Here is a 19469-nt window from a genome sequence, read left to right on the forward strand (position 1 = left end):
TGCGAATACCGGCGGGCCGCCGGACAGGCGCGCCCTCAGCGCATCGCCTCGCGCTGCGCCAGCGTCGTCGGCGCGCCCGACTTCTGGATCAGGCCGTCGATCTGGTCGCGCTGGCGGCGGAACTCGGCCAGGAGCCGGCCGTCGAGCTCGCGGCCGCGGGGCACGCGGATCTTCATCGGGTCGACGAAATGGCCGTTGATGATCACCTCGTAGTGCAGGTGCGCACCGGTCGAGAGGCCGGTGGAGCCGACATAGCCGATGATCTGGCCCTGGCGCGCCTTGGCGCCGGCGCTGACGCCGCGGCCGAACCGGGACATGTGGTTGTAGGTGGTGACGTAGCCGTTGGCGTGCTGGATCTCGACCCGGCGGCCGTAGCCCGAATCCCATTCCGCCTTGATCACCGTGCCGTTGCCGGCCGCGAAGATCGGGGTGCCGATGCGGATCGACCAGTCGACGCCGGTATGGAGCTTGGCGTAGCCGAGCACCGGATGGCGGCGATAGCCGAAGCCGGAGCTCATGTTGCCGTCGGCGACCGGCTTGCGCAGCAGGAATTTCTTCAGCGAGCGGCCGGCCTCGTCGAGGTAGTCGACGCTGCCGTCGTCGGGCGACTGGAAGCGGTAGATCCGTCGCGATTCACCGCCGAGGTTGAGCGCCGCGAACAGGATGTCGGGCCGCTCGGCCGAGCCGCCGGACTCCTCGTCGTAGGTGTAGAACAATTCGATGCCGTCGCCGGGGGCGACGCGGCGCTGGAAATCGACGTCGTAGCCGAAGATCCGCACCAGGTCCTCGACCGTCGAGCGCGGCAGGTCGTAGCGCGCCGCGGTCTCGTACAGGCTGGCATAGAGGCGCGCGCCGGTGCCCTCGTCGTCGTCGTCGGCCTCCGGCTTCGCGGCCGGCTTCTGGGCGACGCCCTCCGGCACCGGCGGGGCGACCGACACGAAGGCGCCGCGGTCGTTCATCGCGGCGATCGCCTCGACGCCGGATTCGCCGTACAGGATCACCCGGGTGAGCTGGCGCGGGTCGCCGGCCCGGGGCCCGGGACCGACCTGGAGCCGCATCTGCTGACCCTCGCCGACGGCGCCGGACCGGACCCGGGTGCCGAGCGCCGCCAGGATCGGGCGGATCTGCTCGTCGAGGCCGCCATTGGCCCGGAGCACGCCCTCCAGGGTCTCGCCGCGCTTGATCGCGACGTCGCGCTCCTCGACCAGCGGGGCGTCGCGCTCGCGCTCCATCTTGGCGAGGTCGGTGACGTTCTCGCGCATCACCCGGACCTCGATCGACTTGAACGGGCCGGACGAGCCGCCGAAATCCCCAGCCCCATCGAGACCCGGCAGGGCCGCCATGCTGCGCAGCGTGCGCGAGAGCATCAGCTGCGGGGCGATCGGGAGTGCGGCGCGCCGTCCGGCCTCGGCCGCGAGCCGCCGCTCCTCCTCGATCTGCGCCGCCACGTCCTCGTCGGAGAGGGCGGGGGCGCCCGCCGGCACCGCGAGATCGCCGAGATCGCGCTTGACCACCGACACCTCGGCATCCGGCGTCTCCGCGGGAGTTTGCGCCTCCGGGGCGCGGTCGGTGCCCGGATCGGTGAAGAACCGCATCGGGTCGAAGGAGGGGATGTCGGTCGCCGCCATCCCGGCAGTGGCCGAGAGCGCGGTGGCGATCCGCACGAACGGCCGGACCTTGATGATCTCGCGCTCGCCCGCCCTCAAGGTCACCGGAGCCTTGAAGCTCTGCTTGGCGAGCGCCACCATCGGGTTGCGCACCAGCCGGTCGCCCTTGCGGACGAGGTTGGTGCCGCCCTCGCTGGCGACCGGGCGGGGCGCCACGGTCACGGCCTGCGGCAGCTCCGCGAAAGTGAGCTCGCCCTGCAGCGACACCCAGATCGCCGAGCCGATCAGGCCGGCCCCGGTCATGCCGGTGAGGACGCAGGCGGTGAGCCAACGCAGGTTGACGTCGCGCCGGTCGGACCGCGGCGAGGCGGCGCCCGACAGGTCGAGCGGCGGCTCCCGGCCCGGATCGACGGACCGGCCGCGGGGCGCCTGCTGGGATCCGACCGGGTCGAGCCGCGCGCGCTTCACCGTCTCTCCTTCGTTCATCCGTTCTGACAAGCCGACGCGGCAGTGCCACGACGGCGAGGAGGACGCTTCGCTCCACGGCATCGCGACCATGCGTGGCTCACGCCGGGAAATCAACGGAGGGCGGGAGGCGCATCCCCAGCCGGCCGCGCGGTCCGCGCGCCGGATCCTCGAGGCTGTCTCTCCGGCGCCAGCATGTCAGGATTGAGGCGTCGGCCCCGCTCGGCGCGGCGCTCGATTTGCCGCATGGCCGGCGCCGGCGCCCGGACCACTTTCGGGCTTGCGCGAAAAACGTCGATCCCCGCCGCGTTTCCCGCATTGCGGCGGATTCCTCGGCGGCGCCTCATGCACTACGGTTTCCCACGCTACGGTTCGCTGCCCCTTTCCGGGAGTTCTCCATGATGCGTCGTCACGCCGGCCTCGCCGCCGCCCTGCTGCTCCTCTCCTCGCACGCCGCCTTCGCGCATCCGGGCCACGGCGAGGCCGCCGGGCTCGCGCAGGGCTTCGCCCACCCCTTGAGCGGGGCGGACCACCTGCTCGCCATGGTGGCGGTCGGCCTGCTGGCGGCGGCCCGGGGCGGACGGGCGCTCTGGGCGGTACCGCTGGCCTTCCTCGGCATGATGGCCGTCGGTGGAGCGCTCGGCGCTGCCGGAATCGCGCTGCCCTTCGTCGAGGTCGGGATCGGCCTGTCGGTGGTGGCGTTCGGCCTCGCGGCGGCTTTCGGTGCCGGCCTGCCGCTCGCCGCGGCGCTCGGCCTCGTCGGCGCCTTCGCGGTGTTCCACGGCCACGCCCACGGCGCCGAGATGCCCGAGACCGCCTCCGGCCTGACCTACGGGCTCGGCTTCCTGACGGCCAGCGCGCTGCTCCACCTCGCCGGCATCGGGCTCGGCCTCGCCGCCGGCCGCGCGGCGCAGGGTCGCGCGCTGCCCTTCGCCGGGGCCGCCGTGGCGGTGGCGGGCGTGGCGGTGCTGGCCGGCACCCTCTGACACGACAGCGACCGGGGCCGCGCGGCGGCTCCGGTCACCCCGGATTGACCGCCGTCGCGAGCCAGCAGGCGGCGCCGAGGCGCACCGGCCCCCGCGCCGGCATCGCCGCCCGCAGGGCCGTCAGGGCGCGCTCGCGCAGGAGCGGATCCTCGATCTCGCGCAGGAGCCCGGCGATGGGCCCGACGGTGGCGGAAAAGCGCGCGGCGTCCCCCGCATCGGCGCCGATCTCCAGGGGACGGTCGACGGGCGCGACCTCAGGCGCCGCGAAGCCGGCCTGGCCGAGGAGGGCGACCAGCGCCTCGCCATCGGCGAAGCGGAACGGACCCGGGCCGCCCGGGGGCGAGGGCGGCGGCTCGGGCACCACGCTCAGCACCGCGTCGCGGGGCACGCTCACCCACGGATTCTCGGCGAGCGCGCGCCAGCACAGGACCGCGAGCCGTCCCCCCGGCCGCAGGGCCCGCCGGATATTGGCGAAGGCCGCGCGCGACTCCTCGAAGAACATCACCCCGAAGCGCGACAGCGCGAGATCATGCTCCGGCGCGAAGGGATGGGTCTGGGCATCGGCTTCGATCCAGGCGATCGGCGCGCCGGAGGCCGGCCGGGCCCGGGCGCGGGCCAGCATCGGCCGGGACACGTCCACCGCCGTCACCGCGCCGCCGGACCCGGCGCGCGCGGCGGCCAGGAGGGCGGTCTCGCCGCAGCCGCAGCCGATATCGAGCACCCGCTCGCCGGGCCGCAGGCCGGCCCCGTCGAGGAGGGCGGCGGTCAGCGGCGCGAAGACCCGGTCGAGCTCCGCCTGCATGTCGGCCCAGCGCGTGCCGACATCGCCGTTCCAGTATTCCGTCTGGGTGATCGGCTCCGGCATCGGCTCACGCCCTCGTCCCGTGCTCCCGCCCCGAGGCTACAGCCTGCGCGAGACCCGGAACAAGAGGAACCTCAGGTCGACTTCCGCGGCCGTCCGCGCCGCGCGGGAGGCGCCCCGCCCGGGGCGCTCGTGTCGTCCTCGGCCCCGCGCAGGCGGCGCCGGCCGAGGCCGCTGTTCTTGGCCAGCTCCGAGCGCTGCGAGGCGTAGTTGGACGCGACCATCGGGTAATCGCGCGGCAACCCCCATTTCTCGCGGTACTGGTCCGGCGTGAGGCCGCGGCCGGCGAGGTGGCGCTTGAGCGTCTTGTAGGGTTTGCCGTCCTCCAGGCTGATGATGTGGTCCGGTGTCACGGTTCGGCGGATCGGGATCGGCGGCTCCGGCTTCGGCGGCTCGGGCGCGGGCGGCGCCATCAGCTGGGTCAGGGTCGAGTGGATGGCGCCGATCATCGGCGGCAACTCGTTCGGCGGCACTGCGTTGTTGGACACGTAAGCCGTGATGATCGCGGCGCAAAGATCGACGACCCGATCACCTGAGCCATTCTCCTCGACATTCATCGCCCCACCCCGTCTGCATTCGTGATGAAGAATGCATGATGACGCTCGAACGTCAAACAGACTGCGCGTCGACCGAGGTTAATCCTGTGGGCGTAACCAGTGTTCCTCAATCACTTGGGAGGAGGACAAACTAACTTATGTTTATGAGACGGGCTACGCTCTTCGATGTAGACGAACGCTGCGGCGGGGCCGGCGCGCGGCGATCGGACACGGCGCGCGGGCCGGCCAGCAGCGTCGCATCCGGCTGAAAATGACCGGGGGATAAGTCTTGCGGAGGATCCGCCCGACAGCGGACGCACGGTCGGAATGGCAGGACTCGAATGTCGCGCCCCGTCCCCCGCGCACCACCCGGTCGCGCTGCCGTCGGAGGGTGCGCCCGGTCTTCGGTTTCGCCGCATTGGCGTCGATGAACCGATCTCCCCTTCGTCATACGATCCCCGGACGATCCCTTCCGGAGATCGGATCACCAGCCCGCGCGGTGGAGCCTCCGGCTCCACACACCTGAGCGAGGCCGATCTCCGCATCGCGAAAGCGATTGCGTACCAATCGCCGAGCGATCATCCGGAAATCGCATGACAGGACCGGAAGGGCCGCGTTCGGACGGGTCGAGCGGACGAGCAGGCCTCGACGACGTGCTGGCGAAGCAGCGACCAACAGCGTAGCAAGATTGCCGTCTCCCAGTTCGAGCAGGCAGGCAATCGCGGCAACGGCATGGATAGGCGAGAAGGCAAAGCCGTCCGCTATACCTTCGGCGATTTCGTCTTGAGCCCGTCGGAGCAGCGGCTTTGGCGAGCCGACACGGTCGTACGTCTCGGGGGACGACCCATGGCGATCCTGACCGCGCTCGTCGAACGCGCAGGACAGGTCGTCAGCAAGGAGGATCTCAACAGGCGCGCGTGGCCACGGACGACGGTCGACGACTCGAATCTGAAGGTCAACGTCGCGGCGATCCGGCGCGCGCTCGCAGGGTTCGAGCCGGAGAAGCCCTTCATCGCGACGGTGAGCGGACACGGGTACCGCTTCGTCGCGCCCGTCGACGTCACGCCCTGGCCGGCCCCCGCGGCAGCCCGGCGCCACAACCTTCCGAGACCGGCGGACTTGCTTGGCCGGTCGGAGGATCTCGCGGAGATCTCGACGACGGTGATGCAGCGAAAGCTGGTCACGATCACCGGTCCCGGCGGCGTCGGCAAGACCAGCCTGGCCGTGGCTTCGGGGCACGCCGTCGTCGAGCGGTTCCGGGACGGGGTCTGGATGGTCGACCTATGCGTCGTCGACAGCGACCGGTACCTCGCGAGCGCCGTCGCCCAGGAGATGGGGATCGCCATCCATGCGGACGATCCTCAGGCCGCCCTGACGACGGCCCTCGCGGATCGGCAGTGCCTGCTCGTCCTCGATGGCTGCGAGAATTCCCTCGATCAGGCGGCCCGGCTGGCCACCCTGCTCACCGCCGCCGCGCCCGGAACCCACGTGCTGGCCACGAGCCGGGAGCCGCTCCGGATCGCGGACGAGGTCGTGTATCATCTCCGGCCCCTGGCGGTTCCGACGGCGGACGGGACGCCGACCGCGAGAGAGGTTCTGGCTGTCCCGGCCGTCGCGCTGTTCGTCGCGCGCGCGTCGGCCGCCGCTCCGGGCTTCGTCCTCCAGGACGACGACGCGCCGACGATCGTCGAGATCTGTCGTCGCCTCGACGGGCTGCCGCTGGCCCTGGAGCTCGCCGCGACGCGGGTCGGAGCGTTCGGACCCCGCAACCTCCTTCGCCTGCTGAACGAGCGCCTGGACCTCTTGGACGACGGCCGACGGGCGGGGCATCCCCGGCATCGCGGCCTGACCGCGACGCTGGACTGGAGCCACGGGCTGCTGTCAGCGGGGGAGCAGGCCCTGTTTCGACGCCTGGCGGTTTTCCACGGCGTCTTCTCCCTCGACGCGGCGCTCACGGTCGGCCGCTGTCCGGGCGGGGCCGAGGGCAGGTGCATCGGCCACCTGGCCGATCTCGTCGCCAAGTCGCTGGTCGCCGTCATCCCCGGGGGGGCGTCGCGGTACCACCTTCTCGACACGACGCGGGACTACGGATTGCGGCGCCTCGCCGAGAGCGGCGAGGGCGATGCGGTCCGTCGGCGGCACGCGGAACTCTGCCTCGCGCAATGCCGCCACGTCTCAGGCCGGGGAAGCGCGCAGCCGGCTTGCGACCCGCCCGAGGACCTCACCGCGCTCGTCCACAACCTCCGCGCCGCTCTCGACTGGTGCCTGACGGACCGGCGCGATCCCGCCCTCGGTCGAACGCTGGCCGCCGCGGCGCTCGCGGTGTGGGACACGCTCTCGCTGCTGCAGGAGCGGATCGAGACGAGCGAGCGGGCGCTGGCGACGGTCGCACCCGCCGATGGTCCGGAAGACCGGGACGAGATCGCGCTGCGGGCGTCGCTCGCCGCCGCCCTGCTGCAGGTCGAGGGTCCGACCGCGCGGATCGCGGAGCTGTGGCGCGGCGCGCTCGCCCGCGCCGAACGGCTGTCCGACCTGGACGGCCAGTTGCGGGCGCTCTGGGGCTTGTGCGATTTCGAGACCTGGATCGGCGATCACCGCGCCGCGTTCGCCCTGACGGAGCGCATCAGGATGCTGGCGAGCGCCAGCGGCGATCGCGCGGCCGGCGCGGCCGTCGACCGGCCCGCCGCCACCTCGCTCCGCTATCTCGGCCGTCTCGACGAGGCGCGCGACGCGGCGGAGCGCCTGCTGGCGCGTGCGGCGCGCCGTGACGGTCCCGGCCGGCGGCTGGAGGATCACGGCCTGGTCGCGGCGCGCGGCACGCTCGCGAACGTCCTGTGGCTTCAGGGCCGGCCAGTCCACGCCGTCGCGGCGGCGCGGCGCGCCCTCGCCGAGGCCGAAGCCGGCGGCCAGGCCTTCGCCCTCACGAACGCCCTGGCGCACACGGTGATCCCGATCGCGCTCCACGGCGGCGACCTCGACGAGGCCGAGCGCGGCCTCGCCCGGCTCAGCGACCACGTCGCGCATCACGCCATGCGGATCTGGCGGGTCATCGCCGACGGCCTCGAAGCGATCGTGAGCCTGCGCCGGGGCGATGCGGGCGGGCTGCACCGCCTCGAGGACGCCCTCGTCGAGATGGGGGAGATCGGCTTCCGGATGCGGCGCCCGGCCTATCTGGGGTCGTTGGCCAGCGGCCTCGCGGCCCATGGCCGCCCTCAGGACGCGTTGGCTCGCATCGATGCCGCGCTCGCCGCCTCCGAGCATGGCGGCGAAGTCTGGTGCCGGCCGGAACTGCTCCGCATCCGAGGCGAGATCCTTCTCGCCTCCGCGGGCAACGCCGGCGAACCGGACGCGGCGCGGCACTTCCGGCAGGCGATCGATCTGGCCGACGGGCAGGGAGCGGCGATGTGGCGCCTGCGCGCCGCGACGAGTCTCGCCGCGCTGGATGACCGGTATGGCGGCCGGGCCGCCCTCACGGTATCCCTCGAGGGCTTCGACCGGGCGCTCGACACCCCCGATCTCAGGGCCGCGCGAGCCCGCCTCGCCGCCGGAGCGGGACTTGTCGAAGCGGGCCGGCCGGTCTCCCTGGCCTGACGCCGCCTCTCGATCACGCGACGGCCGCGCGGTCCAGGGTCGGATAGTCGGTGTAGCCCTCGGCTCCGCCGCCGTAGAACGTCGCCGGGTCGGCCTCCGCCAGGGGGGCCTCGCGGCGCAGCCGCTCGACCAGGTCGGGATTGCCGATGAACGGACGGCCGAAGGCGATCATGTCGGCGTAGCCGGAGGCGACCGCCTCGACCGCGAGGTGCCGGTCGTAGCCGTTATTGGCGATGTAGGCCCCGCCGAACGCGGCGTGCAGCGCCTTGTAGTCGAAGGCGGAGGATCCGTTCGGCCCGCGGGTCTGCCCCTCGACGCAGTGGAGATAGGCCAGCCCGAGCTCTCCCAGCCGCCGGGCGAGATGGCCGTAGGTCGCCTGCGGGTCGCTGTCGAGCGGGGTGTCGCCGACGGCCCGCGTCATCGGCGAGAGCCGCAGGCCGACGCGGTCGGCGCTCCAGATCTCCGCCACCGCCGAGACGACCTCGATGGGAAGCCGCGTGCGGTTCTCGATCGCGCCGCCGTAGCGGTCCGTCCTCCGGTTGGTACTGTCGCGGATGAACTGGTCGAGCAGGTAGCAGTTCGCGGAATGCACCTCGACCCCGTCGAAGCCCGCCTGCTTCGCCAGGGACGCGGCGCGCCGGTAATCGTCGATCACGCCCGGGATCTCGTCGGTCCGCAGCGCGCGCGGCATCGAGGGAGGCGCCTGCGTGCGGCTCTCGAGGAAGACGAGTTCGCCGGCCTGGATGGCCGAGGCCGAGACGGGCGCCTCGCCGTTCTCCTGAAGGCTGACATGCGACATCCGCCCGACATGCCAGAGCTGGCAGACGATCCGCCCGCCGGCCTCGTGCACGGCCGCGGTCACGCGCGACCACGCCTCGGCCTGCGCCTCCGTGTAGATCCCCGGCGTGAAGGCGTAGCCCCGGCCTTGCCGCGAGATGTTGGTCGCCTCGGTGATGATGAGGCCGGCCGAGGCGCGCTGCCGGTAATACGAGACGGCGAGAGCCGAATGGACGCCCTCCATGTCGGCGCGCGAGCGCGTCAACGGGGCCATCGCGATACGATTGGCGACGTCGATGGCTCCGATCTTGGTCGGCGAGAACAGGTTACGATCTGCGAATGTCGGCATGCGCGAGTTATCTCCTGACCTGACGAACTGTTCGATTGATCAAATCAACCAATTCTGTACATGGACCGCCAACTCTCCACGTCATTCCGGGGCTCGGCGAAGTCGAGAACCCGGGATCCATAACCACCGGCGTTTCGGGAAGAAGCGGAAGGCTTTTCGCCAGGCCTTGCACCGTCGGCGGTTATGGATCCCGGGTTCCGCTGCGCGGACCCGGGATGACGCGGAGGGTGTCTAGGCTGTCGCACAGGTTCAACAGGGTCTCACTCGGCCCGGGCGGCCGTGCCGCTCCGGTTGGCGTACATCAGCTCCGTCGAGTGGGAGTAGATCTCGATCAGGTTGCCCCAGGGATCCTCGCAATAGACGGCCTTGAACGGCTCGCCCTCGAACAGCGTCCAGACCTTGGAGCGCTGCTTGCCGCCCATCTCGGCGATCCGCCGCGCCAGGCCCTCGACGTCCGGGTCGACGAGGCAGAAGTGGAAGACGCCGGTCTTCCAGTAGCGGAAGTTGTCGTCCGAGGCCTCCGACCTCGGCGTGACGAACTCGAACAGTTCGATCCCGACGCCGTTCGCGGTGGCGAGGTGGGACACGTATCCCTCCTCGAAGCGGTCGCCGAAGATCCCCTTGAACACCTCGCCGATATGCGAGCCGTCGTGCCGGACGTGGAGGGGGCCGATGATGTGACGGCAGGCGAAGGCCTTGGTGTACCACGCCGTCGCTGCCTCGATGTCGGTGACGGTCAGGCCGACATGCGTCACCGGAACGGGATGATAGGACATCGCTCTCTCCGAGGTTGGAAACACCGGGGGATGAGGTGTCAGGCGGCCCGCGGCAGCCGCTCCAGCAGCTTGTCGAGCGTGACGGGGTAGTCGCGCACGCGGATGCCGGTCGCGTTGTAGACGGCGTTCGCCACCGCCGCGGCCGCCCCGCACAGGCCGATCTCGCCGATACCCTTGGCCTTCATCGGCGACGAGACCGGGTCGGGATGGTCGAGGAAGACGACGTCGAGATGCGGGATGTCGGCGTGGACCGGCACCTCGTAGCCGCCGAGGTCGTGGTTGATGAAGAAGCCGTGGCGGGTGTCGACGACGAGCGCCTCCATCAACGCCGATCCGACCCCCATCGTCATGGCGCCGATCACCTGGCTCCGCGCCGTGAGCGGGTTGAGCACCCGGCCGGCATCGATGACCGCGAGCATGCGGCGGAGGCGGATCTCCCCGGTGAACCGGTTGACGGCGACTTCGGCGAATTGCGCCCCGAAGGTGGCCTGGACGAAGTCCTTGTCGAGGTCGCCGTAGGTGATCCTCTCCTCCGCGGCCAGCGGCCCGGCCTTCACGGCGTCGAGGAGGAGCACGCTCCGCCCGCCCGCCGTGACCATGCCATCGGCGAACGCCACATCTTCCGCGTTGAAGCCGAGCCGCGCCGCGACGCTCGCCCTCAGCGCCGTGCAGGCGGCGTAGAGCCCGGAGGTCGCATTGTTCGCGCCGAACTGCCCGCCGGAGCCGGCGGCTTCGGGATAGTCCGAGTCGCCGAGCCGGACCGTCACGGCCTCGACCGGCAGGCCCATCATCTCGGCAGCCGTCTGGGCGAGGATGGTGTAGCTGCCGGTCCCGATATCGGTCATGTCGGTCTCGACCGTCAGCCGGCCATCCTGTTCGAGCCGGATGCGGGCACCGGACGGCATCAGGAGGTTCTGGCGAAAGCCCGCCGCCATGCCCATGCCGAGAAGCCAGCGACCGTCCCTCACGGAACCGGGCACCGGGTTGCGGCGGGCCCAGCCGAAGTGTTTCGCACCGACCGTGAGGCACTCGATCAGGTGGCGCTCCGAGAAGGACCGCTGCGGCTTGCGCGGATCGACCTGCGTGTCGTTCAAGATCCGGAATTCGACGGGGTCGAGACCGAGCTTCTCGGCCATCTCGTCCATCGCGATCTCGAGCGCCATCAGGCCGGGCGCCTCCCCGGGCGCCCGCATGTCGTTGCCCTCGGCGAGGTCGAGGGTCGCGAGCCTCATGGACAGGTCGCGGTTCGGAGAAGCGTAGATCAGCCGCGTCGGCGCGATCGCCGCCTCCGCGAAGGCGCCGGACAGGTTGCCGTTGAGGCTGTGGTGGCCGATCGCCGTGAGCTGCCCGTCGCGGGTCGCACCGAGGCGGATGCGCTGGATGGTGCCGGCGCGGCGCGTGCCGTTATTGGCGATCAGCGGGCGCGGCAAGGCGACCTTGCACGGGCGTCCGACCGCCTTGGCGCCAAGCGCCGCGAGGAGCGCGTCGCTGCGCATGATGAGCTTCGATCCGAACCCCCCGCCGATGAACGGCGCGTCCAGCCGGAGATCCTCCTTGGCGAGGCCGAGCGCCTGCGCGAGGCTGTTGCGGTGCCAGGAGACGACCTGGGCCGAGGTCCAGACCGTCAGCTTGCCGTCGCGCCACGCGGCCGTGGTGGCATGCGGCTCCATCATCGCGTGGGTCTGGTCGGGGGTGGTATAGGTCTCGTCCAGGGTCACGGGCGCGGCGGCGAGCGCCGCCTCGATGTCGCCGATCCGGTCGACCAGGGGGTAATCCGGGGCGTCGCGATCCGCGACCGGCTCCGCCTTGGATTCCTCCGCCGCCAGGTCGCAGCGCGCCGGCTCGGACGCGTAGTCGATGCGAAGGAGGTGGGCCGCCGCGCGCGCCTCCTCGAAGGTGTTCGCCACGACCAGCGCGACGGATTGATGATAGTGGCGCACCTCGGCCCCGCCGAACAGGGGGAGGGTCGTCCGGAACCCCGGCGGGGCGGCCTCGTGCTCCAGCGTCGTCAGGATCGCGAGGACGCCCGAGGCCGCGCGCGCGGCCTCGGTGTCGATCCGCGTCACCCGTCCGCGGGCGATCGTGGCGCCGACGATCCAGCCATAGGTGGGATCGGCCACCGCATCGTGCCGCTCGTAGGCGTAAGGCGCCGTCCCGGTGACCTTGAGGGCGCCGTCGACGCGCCGGTGCGGCTGCCCGACGATTCTCTTCTGGTCGATGGGGTTCTGCCCGGCAGGGGTATCGAAGTGCATGTCACGCCCTCCCTTCGCTCAGCGCCAGCGCGAGCGCGCGCTCGGCGAGCGGGATCTTGAAGGCGTTCTCAGGCGTCGGCGTCGCGCCCTGGAAGGCGGCCGTCGCGACGGCGGCCGGACCGTCCGGCAGGCGCGCCTCCGCTTCCTCGACCCGCCAGGGTCGCGGGGCGACGCCCCCGAACGCGACCCGCCCGGTCCCGTCCTTCTGCAGGACGACGGCGACCGACACGAGCGCGAAGGCGTAGGAGGCCCGGTCGCGGACCTTGTGATAATGGTGCGTCCCGCCCGGCGGAGGCGGGAGCGTGACGGCGGTGACGAGCTCGCCCGGTTCGAGCGGGTGCTCGATCTCCGGCCGGTCGCCCGGCAGCCGATGAAAATCGCCGATCGCGATCCGGCGCTGCGACCCGTCCGGCCGGACGGTCTCAACCGCGGCGTCGAGGACCCGCAGGCCGACGGCCATGTCGCCCGGGTTCTGGGCGATGCAATGGGGGCTCGTGCCGACGACGGCGAGCGCGCGGGTGACGCCCCCGAGGGCCGAGCAGCCCGACCCCGGCCGGCGCTTGTTGCACGGCAGGTTCGTCTCGTAGAAATACGGGCAGCGGTTGCGCTGCAGGAGATTGCCGGCGGTCGTCGCCTTGTTGCGCAGCTGCCCGGTGGCACCGGCCACGATCGCCCGCGCAAGGATTCCGTAATCGCGCTTCACCCGCGGATGGGCGGCGACCTCGGTGTTGGTGGCGAGCGCACCGATGCGCAGGCCGCCATCCGGCAGGTCCTCGATCGCCCGCAGCGGCAGGTGCCGGATGTCGACGAGGTGGGCCGGCGTCTCGATCTGGAACTTCATCAGGTCGAGCAGGTTCGTACCGCCCGCGATGAACCGGGCGCCCGGCCGGGTGGCGACGGCCGCCACGGCCGCTTCGAGGCTCGCGGCGCGCTCAAAGGTGAAGGGCTGCATCAGGGCCTCCCCGCCGAGTGGACTGCGGCAACCTCGGCCACGGCCTCGGCGATGTTGGAATAGGCGCCGCAGCGGCAGATGTTGCCGCTCATGCGCTCGCGCAGCTCGCTGTTGCTCAAGCTCATCGGCGCGGTGAGGTCGCCGGTGGCGTGGCTCGGCACGCCCGCCGCGATCTCGGCGAGGACGGCCACCGCCGAGCAGATCTGGCCCGGCGTGCAGTAGCCGCACTGGAAGGCGTCGTGCGCGAGGAAGGCCGCCTGCATCGGATGCAACCGGTCCGGCCGGCTGAAACCCTCGATCGTCGTCACCTCGTCCCCGTCATGCATGGCCACGAGGCTGAGGCAGGCATTGATGCGGATTCCGTTCACCAGCACCGTGCAGGCACCGCAATGGCCGTGGTCGCAGCCCTTCTTGGTGCCCGTGAGGTGCAGGTGCTCGCGGAGCGCATCGAGCAGCGTCACGCGGGTATCGAGGTCGAGATGCCGACGCTCGCCGTTGACGGTGAGAGAGAGGGGCGCCGACCCGGATGGACCGGCCGCCTGTCCGCCGGCCGCCGGCGGCAGACCCGCTGCCGCGACACCGACCTCTCGTCGGCTGATCTCGTGTGATAGGGGAAGACTCATCGAAGATCCCTTCCTCATCGATCGACGCGGGCGCGATGGCCGAGCCGCACGGCTGAATGGGTAGAATCCGGGCTCGGCCCCTCTCACGAATTCGAGGGCTCGCATACGCGCTTCGCCATGATCGTCACGCCGCCGGAGTAAGCTCCGGAGCCTCGGCGCACCAAGCCTAAGCTTGTGGATCGTGCGCCTTGCCGTCACTTACATATGCGAAGACTTTTCAGACGACGACAAATCCGTCCAACCGACCGGCCTGGATGAGGTCAGTCGGGTTCTCGGGGGCAGCTCGGACGAGCCTGGCCTGCTCTCGGCTTCCGGCCCGCTGTCAGCCCCGGCTCGTCGCCTTTCGGCGCGCCGCGGCGGCATCCGCGAACGTCTTCTTCACGGGGCCGAGCACCTGGACGAATTCGAGCTGTTCGCCCTCGGGCCCCTTGCAATAGATGATCGACCAGCCGTTCGACGGACCCTCTTGGATCTTGATCGTGTTGGTGTTCATCGGCGCCGCGCGGCGCTCCTCCTCGGAATGCACGGCAACGGTGCGGTTCGCCCTGACCTGATTCATGCCGCGGCGTGCGCACTCGGTTTCCAGATCGGCGATGAACGTGTCGAAGTTCACGTCGTCGCGGACGTAGAAGCAGATGTGCATCGATCGTGGGAAAGCCGGGCTCATGTGGTCGCGCGGCTCGGCCCAGCTGTCGCCGCCGCCCATCGGCTGTGCGGCGTCGCGATACTGCAGGAGTTCGATGACGACGTTCTCGAACTGGACGAAGCGGACATCGAGCCGCTGAGAGCCGCCCTTCAGGTCCGGGACGCCGATGGTGCGCGGATCGACGCGGCGCTCGCGGGCGACGATCTCCTGGTCGGCCATCAGCGTGAAATGAACCGGCTCCCCCTTGAAGTCGCCGTCCCGCATGATCTCGGTCCCGCCGAGAACCTCGGTGTAGAAGGCGAAAGCCCGGTCCATGTTCTGAACCGTGACGCCGAAATGCTGGACGCCTTGCAGGCGCGCGCCGAGCGGACCGTCGTCACGCCCGCCTGGCCGCGCGGTCTGTGCGGAGGTTGCGGTCGCTCCGAGAAGACCGGCCGCGGCAGCGGCGCCGGCAACCTGGAGAATCTCACGGCGATGGTGTCCGTCCTGCTCGTCGTTGCTCTCTTGGCTCATCACGATACACCGGCTTGAGGCTCTTACACGGAGAAATACTCGCGTCGCGAGATTTACGCCGGTAAAAAAAGGTTAAAATCGATAGAGCGCCGTTCGCCTTCGGTCCGAACCGCGAATGACCGAGGCTGGCCCGGCGACGTGCTCCATTGCAGGTACAGGCGGCGAAACGCGCCCGGGCGATCAACCGGTTCACGATCTGACCCGATGTGAGTGGGTCGGACGTCGCGCAGGTAGAGCGGGCGGGCGGGGCACTGAGCCCCGATCCCTTGATTGTTTTGACGCCGCACAGAAGGCATCGCGGATGCGATCTCGCGCTGATCCGTCCCTGAATAAAACCCGGGAAATGGCTGCGACCGTCCCAGGCCTCTCCGGCTACGCCAGCTGGCCCGGGTCGCACCGGCAGATCAAGATTGTTATCCTAAGTTTAAGTTGATTATAGCTGAATATATTCCATCAATTTTCTGCGTAACCATGCTATTCGCATAAACAAAACATTATATACATCGTTAAAATCATACTCAACTAGATAATCACTAAATAGTTTATAGCTCTACATATATGTATTGTTAGATCTAATAAATATTTTTACTCGGCTTAAATTTTGATCAATACTTGCGTAGCATTTTTTACGCCTCAACAAAGGTTGAGAATAGATATATTAAAGGTAGAAGAAATGCCAAATTGCATTCAAATCTCCAGCGCAAATGGATATGCGACGCTTGATCAAGCGGTTATTCACAATAACGTAACCATTGAATTTCATTTTCGTACGACAAATGTTGCAAAACAGAATATATTCAATTTGGTCCAGTACGACGGCCTTATTCCGACGGCGCAATTTTGGATATTCATAGATGAAAATAATACCGTTGGAATGAGCTATCATACGAGGGTTAGCAAAACCATCGTAACCTTATCGTGCACCTTCGATACGAATATCTTTGATGGAAATTGGCATCAAGCCTCCGTTCGGATGACGTCGACAAAGCAATCGAACGTCGTTGCTATTTATCTAGATGGCATGCTTACCAATGTTGAAGGGCAACCACAGCAACAAATTGTACCGACAAACTTCAATTTCACGGGAATGATTAATATAGGTCATAATGCGGTCATCAGCTTGCTTTCACCGGCCCCCTTCTTAGGAGATGTGACAGAGATCAGATTATGGGGTGACTCTGGATCGTTTCTGCCACGGCCGTCCAATCCCCTCTCACCCGGGACCTCTGGACTTGATAACTATTGGCCATTTTGGACAAATTATGAAAAGGGGACAAATCTCGATGTCTGCGCGGCAACCGGTGCAGCTCCAGCGACTTTTAGCAATTGTTCTTTAGGTTTTGTCTCTCCCCTCATTTATGACCCGTGGAACGACGCCATCCTCAACGCACAAACGCAGTCGTTTCCTCCTTTCACGGATGGGCAGCAGAGCGCAGCAGCCCAGGATATCATCGCCCAATTGGTTACAATGCGTGATCTCGAGGTAAAATCCCCTTCTGTCGCAGCCTTGCGCGCGCTATATACAAATCCTGTCGTCATTGTGCCGTCCGCCATACCGGTCGGCCTGTCGATGGTGACACCGAGTAAATCTGATGCCGATTATAAGGCGGATTTTGAATTTGTCCGACATCAGCTCTTAAACGAAGTCGGCACAGTTCAGATGATTTATCAATTTCAGCAACAGGTGACAAATTTCACAAGTGTCTATTATAATTATATGAATTCAGCGTTCAATGCGATCGTCGTGGCGGATTTTACGCCCGTCGATATAACAATGAATGTTGATATCAGCCAAGGTCTCGCTGTTGCAGAAGCGTTATTAGAGCTATTAATGTCCGCAGCGCCGACAGAAAGGAAAGGCCGTGCCGTTGAATTATCAGACGAATCGATTGCGTCGGGTATATCACTTGTTTGCTCCCTAATAGATTTTTTGACGGTCGGCGATCAAGTGCAATCTCAACCGAATACCGTACTCAGCACAACGCTGGAAAATATTAATTCGGAAATTATCGCAGAATTCACCAGACGTCTCGGCTTCGTCAATACCAACGCCCAGTCGATTATTCAGGATTGGGGCAAGCTCTCCGTTATAAATGAAAATTCTGGAGATTTTTACTTCAATTATGCGTTTTCTACTGCAGCAGGACAAGCTATATATATGAATAATCTTGTCTCGTTTACGAAATCGATCCTCACTGCACAATACACGATATGGGAAATTCAAGCCGTCGAAACGACTGAAATCCAGTATTTGGATTGGAATGGCACAGATGTTCTCAATCCAGCATTGACCAGATTTTTGCCGAACTCCATGTATCCAAATATGTGGAATTTCTATGCCATATGTAATTATAATGCATATCCATCAATCGTCAGTTTCACCAATGCACCTTCCCAATCCGCATCCAACTTCCTTTTTAATCAATGCCAATTAACGCTGGACGATGTATTTAATTGGCCCTTCCCATCGAACTGCTGTAATCCTTTTTAGTTGGAACGCGTTCGGACCTTAGAGCATTTTCCAACGAAGTGGGCCCCGGTTCGTTCAAGTAAATGCTGCAAAATCAAAGATCTGGAGAGCTTCGCGATTGTAACGCGATCGTGAAGTGCTCTAGAGCAAGCCTCTCAATCACCGTCTGCGCTGGTCCTGCTCGATCAGGACCAGCGCTCAATAGCGCCTACGCGTCGGATCGCGATCAGCGGCACTCGGCCTCGCTGCCCATTCGGGCGACCCCGAGGGCAGGCCTTTCGGCCCGCACGACCGGGGCCCGGCAGGCGCGGGTCACGTCGTGGAAGCTCCTCTCCGTCACCAAGGCCTGGCAGCCCTCGAACTACGAGCCGAGGAACGACGGGAGGTGCTGGAACCGACAGGGAGCGCGCAGGGCCTCGGCCGTATTCCAACGGAGCATCACGCCGTTGCGGGCGGCGAGGACCGCCATCATCTCCGGCTCGATGTGCCCTCGATGTGCAGGTGTAAGTCGGCCTCGGGCAGGCCCGGACGAAGCCTTCGATGCCCGTCACCAGGGACATCCGCCTGAAACGGGGTGGGCAGGCCCCTCCGGGACCCGCTCGCCGCCGAGGATTGCGGGGCGCGCCCCGGTAGGTTTCGCCCGTATCACAGGCTCGGGTGCAGGTCGCGAACGGGGCTCACGCCCTCCAGCACCGAAGCGGCATGCAGGATCGTGGTCTCCGCCTGCCAGCTCCCCACCAGCTGCACGTTGATCGGCAGACCCTCGCGGCTGGTCCCGAACCGCATCGACAAGCCGGGCAGGCCGGTCACGTTGAGCGGCACGGTCGCGCCCTGGAGGTAGGTCAGGTCGACGGTCTCGCCGTTGACGACGAGGTCCCGGATGCCGTGCTCGTGCGCCGGGACCGGCAGCACGGGGGTCAGGAGGACGTCGTAGTCCCGGAAGTAGGCCGCATAGCCGTCGCGCAGCCGCTCCGCCGCCTGCTCGGCCGCAACGTAATCCTCCACGGACGTATCCGGTAGCGACAGCATCGTCCTGGCCATCGTGTACATCTGGTCTTCGTGCCCGGCGGTCGCGGCGCGGAAGTCGGGCTTCATCTCCATGACGTGGAGCGCGTTGAACACGTCGAGGGCGAAGTCCCGCTCCAGCGCCGGGATACGCACCTCCTCCACGTGATGGCCCTCGCCCCCGAGGGCCTCGGCCGCTTCCCGCACGGTCGCCGCAACCTCGGTGTCGATGGGCCCAAAACCCGGCCCGACCATCCAGCCGACGCGGAGCTTGCGGTCCGGCGTGACGCCGGCATCGAACGGAACGGTGCTGGTCGCGAAGGCGTCCTCGCCGTCGGGGCCGGCGAGTTGAGAGAAGGCGAGGGCGAGGTCGCGGATCGAGCGCGCCATCGGGCCGACGTGCCAGAAGCGGCGCGGCGCGCGGGGCCAGATGCCGGTCATCGGGACACGCCCGTGGGTGGCCTTGAGCGAGACGATGCCGGTCTGCGCGGCCGGTCCGCGCACCGAGATGGCGAGATCGGTGCCGAGGCCCAGAGGCGACATGCCCGCCGCGATGGCCGCCGACTCACCGCCGCTCGAACCGCCGGGGGTACGGGTCAGGTCCCATGGGTTGTTCGAGCGGCCGGAGAGCCGGTTGTCGCTCTCGATCCAGTAGGAGAACTCGGGGAGGTTGGTCTTGGCGAGCAGGATGCCGCCGGCCTTCTTCATGCGGGCGACGCTGGTCGCGTCGGCGTCGGGGGTGCGGCCCTTGAAGATGGGCGACCCGCGCTGGGTCGGTACGCCGGCGGTGTCGATGGAATCCTTCACGGTGAAGGGTACGCCGTGCAGGGGCCCGAGCGCCTCGCCCGCCATCACGGCCGCCTCCGCCCGTTTCGCGGCGGCCAGCGCGCCCGCCGCGACGGTGACGATGGCGTTGACCTTCGGGTCGACGGCTTCGATGCGGTCGAGATGGGCCCGGACGACCTCGACCGGCGAGAGCTGCCGGGTCCGGATCAGCCCGGCGAGGGCGGTGGCGTCGCGGAAGATGATGTCCTGGGTCATGACCGTTTCCCTACCTGT

The 19469-nt window shown here is 67.7% G+C and carries 13 protein-coding genes; 3 read left to right on the forward strand and 10 right to left on the reverse strand.

The window, feature by feature from the left end; genetic code table 11:
- Nucleotides 1–35 precede the first annotated feature (35 nt).
- Entirely contained in the window at nt 36–2075 is a 2040-nt protein-coding gene (locus tag ABZT49_RS32710; RefSeq protein WP_355292601.1) for a M23 family metallopeptidase, read from the reverse strand.
- Between the two features lie 395 nt (nt 2076–2470).
- Between ABZT49_RS32710 and ABZT49_RS32715 the strand changes: the two genes are divergently transcribed.
- Nucleotides 2471–3058 carry a HupE/UreJ family protein gene (locus tag ABZT49_RS32715; RefSeq protein ID WP_407943619.1) on the forward strand — a complete coding sequence of 196 codons (588 nt, stop codon included), beginning with the start codon at nt 2471–2473 and terminating at the stop codon, nt 3056–3058.
- A gap of 34 nt (nt 3059–3092) precedes the next feature.
- Here ABZT49_RS32715 and ABZT49_RS32720 read toward each other — a convergent pair whose 3' ends face one another.
- Entirely contained in the window at nt 3093–3923 is an 831-nt protein-coding gene (locus ABZT49_RS32720; RefSeq protein WP_355292603.1) for a methyltransferase domain-containing protein, read from the reverse strand.
- Between the two features lie 71 nt (nt 3924–3994).
- The gene (locus tag ABZT49_RS32725; protein WP_355292605.1) at nt 3995–4477 is read right to left on the reverse strand and encodes a MucR family transcriptional regulator; all 483 of its coding nucleotides are present in this window, start codon (nt 4475–4477) and stop codon (nt 3995–3997) included.
- 711 nt (nt 4478–5188) lie between these two features.
- Between ABZT49_RS32725 and ABZT49_RS32730 the strand changes: the two genes are divergently transcribed.
- On the forward strand, nt 5189–8047 hold the full coding sequence (locus ABZT49_RS32730; RefSeq protein WP_355292607.1) for a winged helix-turn-helix domain-containing protein: 2859 nt from the start codon (nt 5189–5191) through the stop codon (nt 8045–8047).
- A gap of 13 nt (nt 8048–8060) precedes the next feature.
- Here the strand turns inward: ABZT49_RS32730 and ABZT49_RS32735 are convergent, their stop codons facing one another.
- The 6 genes from ABZT49_RS32735 to ABZT49_RS32760 form a co-directional block, all read right to left on the reverse strand.
- The gene (locus ABZT49_RS32735; protein WP_355292609.1) at nt 8061–9173 is read right to left on the reverse strand and encodes an alkene reductase; all 1113 of its coding nucleotides are present in this window, start codon (nt 9171–9173) and stop codon (nt 8061–8063) included.
- Between the two features lie 260 nt (nt 9174–9433).
- On the reverse strand, nt 9434–9949 hold the full coding sequence (locus tag ABZT49_RS32740; RefSeq protein WP_355292611.1) for a VOC family protein: 516 nt from the start codon (nt 9947–9949) through the stop codon (nt 9434–9436).
- 38 nt (nt 9950–9987) lie between these two features.
- Nucleotides 9988–12201 carry an aldehyde oxidoreductase molybdenum-binding subunit PaoC gene (paoC, locus tag ABZT49_RS32745; protein ID WP_355292613.1) on the reverse strand — a complete coding sequence of 738 codons (2214 nt, stop codon included), beginning with the start codon at nt 12199–12201 and terminating at the stop codon, nt 9988–9990.
- A gap of 1 nt (nt 12202) precedes the next feature.
- Nucleotides 12203–13153 (reverse strand): xanthine dehydrogenase family protein subunit M, encoded by a 951-nt coding sequence (locus ABZT49_RS32750; protein WP_355292615.1) that lies wholly within the window; start codon nt 13151–13153, stop codon nt 12203–12205.
- Nucleotides 13153–13776 (reverse strand): 2Fe-2S iron-sulfur cluster-binding protein, encoded by a 624-nt coding sequence (locus ABZT49_RS32755; protein WP_355292617.1) that lies wholly within the window; start codon nt 13774–13776, stop codon nt 13153–13155. The genes ABZT49_RS32750 and ABZT49_RS32755 overlap by 1 nt, the downstream gene beginning before the upstream one ends.
- A 322-nt stretch (nt 13777–14098) precedes the next feature.
- Nucleotides 14099–14935: a VOC family protein gene (locus ABZT49_RS32760; RefSeq protein ID WP_355292619.1), complete on the reverse strand. Its 837-nt coding sequence runs from the start codon at nt 14933–14935 to the stop codon at nt 14099–14101.
- 802 nt (nt 14936–15737) lie between these two features.
- On the opposite strand from ABZT49_RS32760, the gene ABZT49_RS32765 reads away from it, so the two are divergent.
- Complete coding sequence (locus ABZT49_RS32765; RefSeq protein ID WP_355292621.1) at nt 15738–17426, forward strand: hypothetical protein; 1689 nt, start codon at nt 15738–15740, stop codon at nt 17424–17426.
- A gap of 624 nt (nt 17427–18050) precedes the next feature.
- Here ABZT49_RS32765 and ABZT49_RS32770 read toward each other — a convergent pair.
- Entirely contained in the window at nt 18051–19451 is a 1401-nt protein-coding gene (locus ABZT49_RS32770; RefSeq protein ID WP_355292622.1) for an amidase, read from the reverse strand.
- Between the last annotated feature and the right edge of the window lie 18 nt (nt 19452–19469).

The sequence above is a fragment of the Methylobacterium sp. EM32 genome, assembly GCF_040593685.1.
In the GTDB taxonomy this organism is placed as follows: Bacteria; Pseudomonadota; Alphaproteobacteria; order Rhizobiales; family Beijerinckiaceae; genus Methylobacterium.